Annotated in this window: 8 protein-coding genes; 5 read left to right on the forward strand and 3 right to left on the reverse strand. The window is 50.8% G+C overall.

Annotated elements, in window-relative coordinates:
* Positions 1-227 (forward strand): helix-turn-helix domain-containing protein (locus RTI30_RS08855; protein WP_312283664.1); only part of this gene is annotated, 227 nt, incomplete at its 5' end.
* Positions 228-1,653: 1,426 nt separating this feature from the next.
* On the opposite strand, the gene RTI30_RS08860 is transcribed toward RTI30_RS08855, so the two are convergent.
* Together RTI30_RS08860 and RTI30_RS08865 are read right to left on the reverse strand one after the other, a co-directional pair.
* On the reverse strand, positions 1,654-5,181 hold the full coding sequence (locus tag RTI30_RS08860; RefSeq protein ID WP_312283665.1) for a glycosyltransferase: 3,528 nt from the start codon (positions 5,179-5,181) through the stop codon (positions 1,654-1,656).
* Positions 5,182-5,259: 78 nt separating this feature from the next.
* Positions 5,260-5,514 (reverse strand): DUF2442 domain-containing protein, encoded by a 255-nt coding sequence (locus tag RTI30_RS08865; RefSeq protein ID WP_312283666.1) that lies wholly within the window; start codon positions 5,512-5,514, stop codon positions 5,260-5,262.
* Between the two features lie 80 nt (positions 5,515-5,594).
* On the opposite strand from RTI30_RS08865, the gene RTI30_RS08870 reads away from it, so the two are divergent.
* From RTI30_RS08870 to RTI30_RS08885, 4 genes are all read left to right on the forward strand, one after another.
* Complete coding sequence (locus RTI30_RS08870; RefSeq protein ID WP_312283667.1) at positions 5,595-5,858, forward strand: type II toxin-antitoxin system RelB/DinJ family antitoxin; 264 nt, start codon at positions 5,595-5,597, stop codon at positions 5,856-5,858.
* Entirely contained in the window at positions 5,845-6,126 is a 282-nt protein-coding gene (locus tag RTI30_RS08875; protein WP_312283668.1) for a type II toxin-antitoxin system YafQ family toxin, read from the forward strand. The genes RTI30_RS08870 and RTI30_RS08875 overlap by 14 nt, the downstream gene beginning before the upstream one ends.
* A gap of 38 nt (positions 6,127-6,164) precedes the next feature.
* Positions 6,165-6,593 (forward strand): hypothetical protein, encoded by a 429-nt coding sequence (locus RTI30_RS08880; protein ID WP_312283669.1) that lies wholly within the window; start codon positions 6,165-6,167, stop codon positions 6,591-6,593.
* Between the two features lie 322 nt (positions 6,594-6,915).
* Positions 6,916-8,214, forward strand: coding sequence for a helix-turn-helix domain-containing protein (locus RTI30_RS08885; protein WP_312283670.1), 1,299 nt, complete (start codon positions 6,916-6,918; stop codon positions 8,212-8,214).
* A 1,426-nt stretch (positions 8,215-9,640) separates the two neighbouring features.
* Here the strand turns inward: RTI30_RS08885 and RTI30_RS08890 are convergent.
* On the reverse strand, positions 9,641-11,952 hold a 2,312-nt coding region (locus RTI30_RS08890; RefSeq protein ID WP_312283671.1), incomplete at its 5' end, for a glycosyltransferase family 2 protein.

Raw genomic sequence — 11,952 nt, forward strand, 5'->3', positions numbered from 1 at the left:
CCAATGAGGAACAGAAACGACGAGAACAGGCACGCCAGAGTGCCCGTAATCGGGCCAAAGAAGGCCGCTATGCCACGCAATACACCCTGGATGGGGTAACGGTAGCCAACGAGGAAAAACGGGCCACAGCACGGCTTCTGCGGGCCAAGGGATGGACCTACCGAAAAATCGCCATGGAACTTGGAGTACATCACAGGACTGTCGAAAACTGGTGCGTTGGCGACTAATCGCCCCTCTTGTATATCCCCCGGAGGGTAGGCCTGCTTGCAGGCTCCCTGCCAGGGCGGTAGCCCTGGATCAGAGGGGCATTTCCAAGTTTGTTTTGTATGGCCTTACGGGATATGTCCTGGTGGTCCTAGATCCTCAGATCGAAAAAACTAAATCAGGCTGGCTGAGGGCCTAGCGAGCGAAGCGAGCGCAGGACCGAGGGCAGCACTCCGCGGGAAAGCGTATCGGCTAAGGCGTCGGCCAAGGGTAGTCGAGGCCTCGATGTCCGGCACGGAGGGTGAGAGGGTTCAGGCATGCCACGAAAAGTGGCGGGCCTGATTCTCGAATCTTGGGGAGGCCTTAGCGGGGTCATCCACAGTTTTATCCGCCGTTTTTGTGGATGGGTGGGGTATATTTCTCTATCCCCGCTGTTCTCAATCGCTTCTAGGGCAAATTTGGGGCTTTTACGGGCATTCTGGTTGCTGGTCTTGGGTTCACCTGAGCGGGTATTATGCCGTTCCAGTAAATGCCGGATGCAATCCGACTCGCTGGATTCCCGCGTTGCGGGGTGAATGTCCAGCCGATACCTTCGATAATAATATTTTATATTTCATATATTTAATTTATCAACGTTCAGCGGCTGTACATTGATAAATTTTATTTATATTAAATAAATTTTACTTATTATATGTCGCACCCCCCTTTGTACCTGCAAGACTGCCTACAAGATCCAGCGGCTGGGCGTGATTGAGCATCACCTGACAAAATTTACCCGTTCCCGACCAACGAGAGGGAACGCAAGATAAAGGGCGCGCGGCTTTGGTATAGCTTTTGCGTCGCGGCGACGCAAAAGCAACAACAGTATACCATTCTGGCGGTTCGTGGCGGTGTTTCTCAATCCCTGTCGTACACCGGTGTACGAGTGAGCCTGCCATGCCAGTCCAACAACCCATCTTTTTTTTGCCCACTTTCCAACAACGCCAGAGGTCTGCCCGAAAACATTGGTCAGGCAGGCCTCGACGCGCGTTTCCATCAAAGGGTCGTTTGATCAGGGCTTACGCATGAAAACATCAGTCACCAATTTTATTGTAAAACATATAGTTATATTGATAAACGGGCATGGCAAGACTTGATCCCACCAGCCCGGCCGATGATGTCCAGCCAGTTGGCTCCCGAAAGAACAAGAGGCTGATAGTCTCTCTTGCCAGACGCGCTGTCATTGGTGGTTTTCTTGTGTAGGTCATGGATGGCGCGCTGCCCCTCGCATGACCGTAAAAATTCTAGTAAAACAAATGGATGCTGGTGTTCTGACCATCAAAAGTTTTCATGCGTAAGCCCTGGTCGTTTGATGGGCGAGGGTGTTGCGCTTCAAGATTGAAACCGCTCCTTTATTACCTTGCTTTTAGATCTGAGCATTTTGCAAATCCTATCTTTTACAAGGCAAACTCATAAGCTATCAGTCATTGCCCGTAGATCCATCCGTATGGCCATCTCTTCATAACCCGAGATTTGATGTCCCCAACGTTCGTTGAGCGGATACGTCCAGAGAGCTACAGGATGGGAAGCCCCTTCGAGCTTCACCCGGAAAGTCAATCTTTCCTGGCCTTGCAGAATCAAGTGGCCACGGGTAAATATCATGGGAAGCATCGCATTATCTTGAGACCCAGACAAGGGTGTATGGGCATGAACTATCTGGCCGGTATCGTCCTCGATCCGGAGAGTGAGCGTGCCATTGGAAGCACCCCCATAGTTACCTATCATGATGCCCATACCATGTAACGTGCCTCGAACCCCTACCGGCAACGGAAAACTTCCTTGCAACTCTCCCCCAGGCATGAGTGTCAAGGGTTTGGCTTCCATGTGTGGTAACCCATAAGGCACGTCTATCACTATCGGTTCTCTATGCCAGGGCCGTTGTACCCGTGGCGGCCAAGCCATACTGAAATCTTCCCTATCCAACGTTAAGTTTGGATTATAGGCGGGATCAGTGCGAAGGGCTGCCCCCCAGCGCCATTGCATATAGGCATGCTCCATGGCAAATCGTCGGAGTTTGTGCGGCTGGAGGTCACTACCGCGCGACTTGGATTCATGGTGATAGAGAACTGCATGGGGTAACCAGACATTTCGCCTGCCCATTTCTAGTAGCTTGAGGCAGAGGTCAACATCATTATATGCGACAGAAAGTTCCGCAGACATACCGCCAACAATCTCCCAATCCTTCTTGCGAAGGAGCATGCAAGCCGCAGTCACGGCACTGAAGTTTTGTACCAAGGATGCGCGACTAAAGTAACCAGAAAATTCTCCCGCCTTCCCTTTGTGCGCGTGCCCAGCTATACCCCCGACCCCAAGCACTACACCGCCATGCTGAACTGTTCCGTCTGGATATAGCAGCTTGGCTCCTACCGCGCCGATACCATCCCTTTGGGCTTGGCCCAACATCTCACCCAACCAATGCGGAGTGACTACCTCGGTATCATTGTTCAGGAGGCAGAGGTAGTCACCCCGCGCCTGCGGCACCGCCCAATTATGCATTGCGGCGTAGTCAAATGGCTGGTCATAGGATACTACACGGCACCCTGGTTTTTTAGAAATATCATTGAAAAAGGCCAAAGTATCAGGATCATCACTTTGATTATTGATCACAAGGATCTCATAATGAGGGTATTCCGTCTTGGCCAAGCTATCCAGGCATTGCCGGAGATCCGACAATCCATTTCTGGTGGGAATGATAATACTGACCAGGGAGCATTCCTGCACCTCAAAACGGGGCAAGTGAAATGCACCATCACAGGCGCTATCCAGTAAAAAATTTTCCTTTTTTCTGTGCAGGGCTTCAGCTATAGCTTTACTAGCCGCATTCACCACATAAGGTTTGGCGGCTAAATTGCTGGCAGTGGAATTGGCGAGCATACGCCAGTGGTACAGCACTGCTGGGATATGTCGGATTTTTTCTACAGGTAACCCTTCCGTAAAGCGCAGCACCAAGTCCCAGTCCTGGCTCCCTTCAAACCCTTCCCGAAATGCGCCAATCTGAAGCACACGATCTCTTTTGTAAACACCAAGGTGGCTGATGTAGTTTTGTCCCAGGAGCAGTTCAGGATTCCAGTCCGGCTTGAAAAATGGATCGCAGCGACGATCGTTTTTATCTATCTTGTCTTCATCGCTATAGATCAGCTCCGCCTCTGGATGCTGCATAATCTCTGCGGCCACCCAATACAAGGCATGTTCGGCCAGGGCGTCGTCGTGGTCGAGTAACGCAATGTACTCCCCGGAAGCGAGACTCAGGGCACTGTTGGAGGTAGCAGAAATGTGACCGTTTTTCTCACGGAAAAGAACTTTGATACGCTGATCCCGGCGGGCGTATTCTTCCAGAACTCTGCGTACATGGGGTTGCGGTGAAGCATCATCTGCAATGCAAAGTTCCCAATGGGGATACAGTTGTTTGCGTACCGATTCGATAGCCAGACGCAAAAACTTCTCTGGCGGATTATAACAGGGCATGATGACAGATATTTTGGGTGGATTCTCCCACGAGGCAATCTGCTGCCCAATGACCTTGCGGTCGGTGTCCGTAAGGGCATCGTAACGTTTGATCCAGGTCTGATAATCCTGTAAGGTTTCTGGCGATAGTATACGCTTACCCAAATTTCGTAGTTTGTGCTTTACCCGGGGCGGAACTGGCAGGCGGTGATACAGGGTTTTGGCGGCCAAATAGCGTTGCGTTTTGCCATGGGGGCCGGATGCAAACAGACCCTTGGTTTGGCGCAAAAGGGCTATCGACTTACGTATCGGTTTGGTTACCCGCCAGGATCTTGACTCAAACACCGAAGCTAGATAAGAGCGCATCCGCTCGGCTTCTTCTTTGGCCTTTGCTAGCCCGCTATCGCGCTCGCTGATGGCCTGGCTGAGGCTGGCGATCTGGGTTTCACGATCTGTCACGGTTTGGTTCAAACGTACCGTCTCGTTGGTGAGGCTGGCGATCTGGCTATCGCGCTCGCTGATGGCCTGGCTGAGGCTGTCGATCAAGTTCAAAGCCGGACGCATTCGGTCAAATTCGATCTCCCATTGATTTAGCCGATCTGGGTGAATAACAGCTTCAATTGAAGATTTCTTATCAACAACCTCAACTAACGCTCCATAAACCTCTTTGGTAAGCATAATTGCCGCATAATCGGCAAATATATCTTTTGGTTTATACTTAGAATGGCGAAGCTCATCTGTTAAAAAATCATGCTTGAATTTCTCGCTATCTTCTTCAATAACTTCAGTACCTAGAAATTCCGTGATGTCTTTTAAAAACTCATCCGTATTTTCTAAAACTCTATCGTAATCTATAAAAATATAATCCTTGCCGACGATGCATTTCAGTATAGTCAGCACATGCTCGATCCAGAGTAAGTAAGATTTTTCCTTCGGAAATCCATTTCTTTTATATAGAGAGTCAGCTACACTGATAGGATTACGTAGTGCAACGACGTAACGTGGCGCAAAGTCCCCAGCCTCAAATACGCGTTGCCAAAATGGTAACAGTTTAGCAACGCGCGGATCCTTAAATCCAAATTTTTTATATTGATTAAGCTTTTCATTAAGCAATCTTACGGCTTCTATTAAATAGCCTTGCTGGGAGAGGAACGCTACTTGTTCTGCCTGTAAGGATCGCACACTGTCCCAAGCATATCCAATGGCTTTTAGCAATCTCTCGTTTAAATCAACAAGATCTATATCCTCCCAAAATCCTTTGTCATTATTACCAGCTGCTGGTGGCATCAAGTTGTCTCCCAAGGAAATGCCTGCCACCATAAGCCCTCTGGTAACCACACTTGTCCCACTACGATGCATGCCAAGAACCACTACCAGCTCTTGTTGATGGTTGTTACGGTTAAATTTATTGCTCATAAATAAATCTCTTTTTTTATTAATTAATTGAAAGTTTATAGACATAATGAACCATTCTGTCTCGTTGTCCTTGGGCACGGCTCGGCGGATGGCCTGATTTTGCTAGGTTTGCCGCCTGCCGGTTAGGGGGTGTTATGAGACAAATCGGTGAGACTGTCATTTTAGCACCCATTCACCATGGCTCTTGATGGTGTCGTACATGGCATCAGGGGCTAGGTCAACTTCTCCAGGCCACGTCAGCGCTCCATCCTCTATTTTGACCTGGTTAAACACCTCTGCATCTCGTAACCGCTCGAATACCCCAGTTAAGTGCGATGGTTCAAATCGGACCCGGCCTTGCGTACCGTCGGCAAATCGGACCTTAACAGCTAAGAGTGGTTCTGGGAGAGCCTCAACGACATCCCATTCCATGTTTGATCTCCTATCATCGCTATACATAATTGTGCTACAATGTAGCTCATTATTTGGTTTTGGTATAGGAGGTTATCAGTATGGCTGCTAACACTGTCGTTCGCGCTCGTATCGATGAGCATACCAAGGAAGAGGCCTCGGTTGTTCTCGCAGCCATGGGCCTCACTGTGTCAGATGCTTTCCGGCTACTGCTTACCAGAATTGCTAAGGAAAAGGCCCTGCCTTTTGAACCGCTGGTTCCCAATGAAGAAACAATAGAAGCCATGAGAGAGGCTCGTAGAGGGGGTCTCCCTAGATTCGAGACCATTGATGACCTGATGGCCGATCTTCATGCGAAAGATTGAGCGTACAACAAGATTCCGGCGGGACTACAAGAGGGAGTTAAAGGGAAAACATAAAAAATCTCTAGAAAAAGACTTTATAGCCCTTCTCGCCCTGCTTGCTGCCGATCAAGCACTGCCAGCCAAGTACCAAGATCATGCCTTGTCTGGGAATTGGATAGATCACCGTGACTGTCATCTTTACCCAGACTTGGTACTCATCTATCGCAAACCGGACGAGCATACCCTTCAATTGGTCCGTATAGGCTCCCACAACGAGCTTTCCATGTAAGAGTACGTTCATGTTTACGCCGGTTAACACTGATTAACATGTCGAAAGTTACACTTACAGAGGGCGCAAAGCTGGTTGGTATATCCCGTGTAACGCTCTATAAGCACATACGCGATGGTTCCTTATCCATTGATAGAGATGAGAAAGGAAAGCCGAAGGTTGATACCTCAGAGCTTCTTCGGGTGTTCGGGACACTTTCCTCTGGACTGGAAAGCAATCCCGAAGATTGTAAAGTTTACAATGACAGTGAACGTACAGGTATACACGAGTTAACAATAGAAATTTACAAAAAAATGGCTACTTTACAGGCGGAGCTTGATGCATCTCATGCCCTGTTTAAGGCCAAGCAAGAGGAATTGGATCGAGCGCTGGCTGAGATCGAGTGGCTCAGAAAGAAAGTGGACTCTATGGAGCAAAGACTACTGGCTGGCCCAGAAACCAAGCGCCGTTGGTGGTGGCCTTGGTAGGTTGAGAGCAAGACAAACCAAAGTATCTCAAGCGCACCATGTGCCCTTTATCTTGCGTTCACTTTGGTTACTTAGGAGCGGCCACTTGGCAACTTTGCAGTTCTAGGAGTAGATTCGCCGGATGATTTTGAAATTGCAAAAGGTATTGGTATGAACCGCAAAAACCAATGCCCCGATTCCTTCTACGCTCTGGCAGGGCAAACAGGATATCGGGGCATATGGGCACCGGACGGCACCGACACCGTGGAAAAGTGTAGCAATCGCTACGCATCTTCACTAGCCCCCCGGTCCCGTCAACAAGACGCGAGCACCAGGGGGCAGCATGGCCGCCCATAGAAATTATCACCCCCTACCCAATCAGCTAGGCCTTGGCCTGGATCTTCCCCTGTCCCATTACGAGCTGCTGCACGAGAAGCAGCGTGGTGTGGTCATTCACTGGGAACGTAAAGCCGCCGAAGGAAAGCGCTGGATCAAGATCAAGCCCAATGACCCCCGTATCCCTGAGATCTTCCGCTATGACCAGGGACGGGAAGATATCTTCATCACCGTCAACGAGTTCGACGGCTGGCGATTCATTCGCCTGTTACGTTCCCTGCGGTCCCTGTATGTGGACCTGGACGACTACACAGACGTATACGGGGTCCTTGATGCCTGCACCGATGCCCAGATCCCCACACCCAATATCATCGTGGCTTCTGGGAAAGGCCTGCACCTGTACTGGCTCCTGGAATCCCTACCCCCCAAGGCGCTACCCGTCTGGCAACGCTGCCAGGATGCCCTGATCCGTATCTTCCGCTCCCTGGGCTCCGATGCTGCGGCCAAGGATTGCACCCGGCTATTACGGGTCGTGGGCACGAGAAACAAAGGGGAAGAAGTCCGGGCCATTGTCCTCGATGGGCACCACTGGTCCCTCCGGCAGATTGCCTTTGAGATCCTGGGCACCGAAGGGAAACCCAGAGCCCAAGTCCGAGACATCCGGGTCAAGAGAAAAACCCCTGACAAGGCCATCCAGGGCAGCATCTATGCCCGCTGGCACCTGGTATTCCAGGATCTTCTCGCCATCTCCGGCCACTATGGGCATCATATCCCCGAAGGCTACCGGGACAAGTGGCTATTCCTCATTGGTGTAGCCCTTAGCTGGTTCACCCATCCCGAAGGTATTGAGGATGAAATCGTAGGCCTCGCCCACCATCACACGGACCTAGAGCAACCCGAGATCCGGCAGGCCATGCAGCCGGTCCTGAAACGCGCCCAACAGGCAGCCGAAGGGCATACCATCGAGTGGAACGGCCAGAAGGTCGATCCCCGCTACCGATTCCGCAGGCAAACCCTTTACGACTGGATGAGCGACCTCATCCCCCCGGTTCTCCTACCCAATCTCCGGGCCATCATTCCCAATGAGGAACAGAAACGACGAGAACAGGCACGCCAGAGTGCCCGTAATCGGGCCAAAGAAGGCCGCTATGCCACGCAATACACCCTGGATGGGGTAACGGTAGCCAACGAGGAAAAACGGGCCACAGCACGGCTTCTGCGGGCCAAGGGATGGACCTACCGAAAAATCGCCATGGAACTTGGAGTACATCACAGGACTGTCGAAAACTGGTGCGTTGGCGACTAATCGCCCCTCTTGTATATCCCCCGGAGGGTAGGCCTGCTTGCAGGCTCCCTGCCAGGGCGGTAGCCCTGGATCAGAGGGGCATTTCCAAGTTTGTTTTGTATGGCCTTACGGGATATGTCCTGGTGGTCCTAGATCCTCAGATCGAAAAAACTAAATCAGGCTGGCTGAGGGCCTAGCGAGCGAAGCGAGCGCAGGACCGAGGGCAGCACTCCGCGGGAAAGCGTATCGGCTAAGGCGTCGGCCAAGGGTAGTCGAGGCCTCGATGTCCGGCACGGAGGGTGAGAGGGTTCAGGCATGCCACGAAAAGTGGCGGGCCTGATTCTCGAATCTTGGGGAGGCCTTAGCGGGGTCATCCACAGTTTTATCCGCCGTTTTTGTGGATGGGTGGGGTATATTTCTCTATCCCCGCTGTTCTCAATCGCTTCTAGGGCAAATTTGGGGCTTTTACGGGCATTCTGGTTGCTGGTCTTGGGTTCACCTGAGCGGGTATTATGCCGTTCCAGTAAATGCCGGATGCAATCCGACTCGCTGGATTCCCGCGTTGCGGGGTGAATGTCCAGCCGATACCTTCGATAATAATATTTTATATTTCATATATTTAATTTATCAACGTTCAGCGGCTGTACATTGATAAATTTTATTTATATTAAATAAATTTTACTTATTATATGTCGCACCCCCCTTTGTACCTGCAAGACTGCCTACAAGATCCAGCGGCTGGGCGTGATTGAGCATCACCTGACAAAATTTACCCGTTCCCGACCAACGAGAGGGAACGCAAGATAAAGGGCGCGCGGCTTTGGTATAGCTTTTGCGTCGCGGCGACGCAAAAGCAACAACAGTATACCATTCTGGCGGTTCGTGGCGGTGTTTCTCAATCCCTGTCGTACACCGGTGTACGAGTGAGCCTGCCATGCCAGTCCAACAACCCATCTTTTTTTTGCCCACTTTCCAACAACGCCAGAGGTCTGCCCGAAAACATTGGTCAGGCAGGCCTCGACGCGCGTTTCCATCAAAGGGTCGTTTGATCAGGGCTTACGCATGAAAACATCAGTCACCAATTTTATTGTAAAACATATAGTTATATTGATAAACGGGCATGGCAAGACTTGATCCCACCAGCCCGGCCGATGATGTCCAGCCAGTTGGCTCCCGAAAGAACAAGAGGCTGATAGTCTCTCTTGCCAGACGCGCTGTCATTGGTGGTTTTCTTGTGTAGGTCATGGATGGCGCGCTGCCCCTCGCATGACCGTAAAAATTCTAGTAAAACAAATGGATGCTGGTGTTCTGACCATCAAAAGTTTTCATGCGTAAGCCCTGGTCGTTTGATGGGCGAGGGTGTTGCGCTTCAAGATTGAAACCGCTCCTTTATTACCTTGCTTTTAGATCTGAGCATTTTGCAAATCCTATCTTTTACAAGGCAAACTCATAAGCTATCAGTCATTGCCCGTAGATCCATCCGTATGGCCATCTCTTCATAACCCGAGATTTGATGTCCCCAACGTTCGTTGAGCGGATACGTCCAGAGAGCTACAGGATGGGAAGCCCCTTCGAGCTTCACCCGGAAAGTCAATCTTTCCTGGCCTTGCAGAATCAAGTGGCCACGGGTAAATATCATGGGAAGCATCGCATTATCTTGAGACCCAGACAAGGGTGTATGGGCATGAACTATCTGGCCGGTATCGTCCTCGATCCGGAGAGTGAGCGTGCCATTGGAAGCACCCCCATAGTTACCTATCATGATGCCCATACCATGTAACGTGCCTCGAACCCCTACCGGCAACGGAAAACTTCCTTGCAACTCTCCCCCAGGCATGAGTGTCAAGGGTTTGGCTTCCATGTGTGGTAACCCATAAGGCACGTCTATCACTATCGGTTCTCTATGCCAGGGCCGTTGTACCCGTGGCGGCCAAGCCATACTGAAATCTTCCCTATCCAACGTTAAGTTTGGATTATAGGCGGGATCAGTGCGAAGGGCTGCCCCCCAGCGCCATTGCATATAGGCATGCTCCATGGCAAATCGTCGGAGTTTGTGCGGCTGGAGGTCACTACCGCGCGACTTGGATTCATGGTGATAGAGAACTGCATGGGGTAACCAGACATTTCGCCTGCCCATTTCTAGTAGCTTGAGGCAGAGGTCAACATCATTATATGCGACAGAAAGTTCCGCAGACATACCGCCAACAATCTCCCAATCCTTCTTGCGAAGGAGCATGCAAGCCGCAGTCACGGCACTGAAGTTTTGTACCAAGGATGCGCGACTAAAGTAACCAGAAAATTCTCCCGCCTTCCCTTTGTGCGCGTGCCCAGCTATACCCCCGACCCCAAGCACTACACCGCCATGCTGAACTGTTCCGTCTGGATATAGCAGCTTGGCTCCTACCGCGCCGATACCATCCCTTTGGGCTTGGCCCAACATCTCACCCAACCAATGCGGAGTGACTACCTCGGTATCATTGTTCAGGAGGCAGAGGTAGTCACCCCGCGCCTGCGGCACCGCCCAATTATGCATTGCGGCGTAGTCAAATGGCTGGTCATAGGATACTACACGGCACCCTGGTTTTTTAGAAATATCATTGAAAAAGGCCAAAGTATCAGGATCATCACTTTGATTATTGATCACAAGGATCTCATAATGAGGGTATTCCGTCTTGGCCAAGCTATCCAGGCATTGCCGGAGATCCGACAATCCATTTCTGGTGGGAATGATAATACTGACCAGGGAGCATTCCTGCACCTCAAAACGGGGCAAGTGAAATGCACCATCACAGGCGCTATCCAGTAAAAAATTTTCCTTTTTTCTGTGCAGGGCTTCAGCTATAGCTTTACTAGCCGCATTCACCACATAAGGTTTGGCGGCTAAATTGCTGGCAGTGGAATTGGCGAGCATACGCCAGTGGTACAGCACTGCTGGGATATGTCGGATTTTTTCTACAGGTAACCCTTCCGTAAAGCGCAGCACCAAGTCCCAGTCCTGGCTCCCTTCAAACCCTTCCCGAAATGCGCCAATCTGAAGCACACGATCTCTTTTGTAAACACCAAGGTGGCTGATGTAGTTTTGTCCCAGGAGCAGTTCAGGATTCCAGTCCGGCTTGAAAAATGGATCGCAGCGACGATCGTTTTTATCTATCTTGTCTTCATCGCTATAGATCAGCTCCGCCTCTGGATGCTGCATAATCTCTGCGGCCACCCAATACAAGGCATGTTCGGCCAGGGCGTCGTCGTGGTCGAGTAACGCAATGTACTCCCCGGAAGCGAGACTCAGGGCACTGTTGGAGGTAGCAGAAATGTGACCGTTTTTCTCACGGAAAAGAACTTTGATACGCTGATCCCGGCGGGCGTATTCTTCCAGAACTCTGCGTACATGGGGTTGCGGTGAAGCATCATCTGCAATGCAAAGTTCCCAATGGGGATACAGTTGTTTGCGTACCGATTCGATAGCCAGACGCAAAAACTTCTCTGGCGGATTATAACAGGGCATGATGACAGATATTTTGGGTGGATTCTCCCACGAGGCAATCTGCTGCCCAATGACCTTGCGGTCGGTGTCCGTAAGGGCATCGTAACGTTTGATCCAGGTCTGATAATCCTGTAAGGTTTCTGGCGATAGTATACGCTTACCCAAATTTCGTAGTTTGTGCTTTACCCGGGGCGGAACTGGCAGGCGGTGATACAGGGTTTTGGCGGCCAAATAGCGTTGCGTTTTGCCATGGGGGCCGGATGCAAACAGACCCTTGG

It is taken from the genome of Candidatus Igneacidithiobacillus taiwanensis (assembly GCF_031962545.1).
GTDB classification, from domain to species: Bacteria; Pseudomonadota; Gammaproteobacteria; order Acidithiobacillales; family Acidithiobacillaceae; genus Igneacidithiobacillus; species Igneacidithiobacillus taiwanensis.

Coding starts and splice junctions, on each gene's coding strand:
- RTI30_RS08865 (WP_312283666.1), bottom strand. CDS start 5,514: ATGGAATGGGATGTCGTTGAGGCTCTCCCAGAACCACTCTTAGCTGTT.
- RTI30_RS08870 (WP_312283667.1), top strand. CDS start 5,595: ATGGCTGCTAACACTGTCGTTCGCGCTCGTATCGATGAGCATACCAAG.
- RTI30_RS08875 (WP_312283668.1), top strand. CDS start 5,845: ATGCGAAAGATTGAGCGTACAACAAGATTCCGGCGGGACTACAAGAGG.
- RTI30_RS08880 (WP_312283669.1), top strand. CDS start 6,165: ATGTCGAAAGTTACACTTACAGAGGGCGCAAAGCTGGTTGGTATATCC.
- RTI30_RS08885 (WP_312283670.1), top strand. CDS start 6,916: ATGGCCGCCCATAGAAATTATCACCCCCTACCCAATCAGCTAGGCCTT.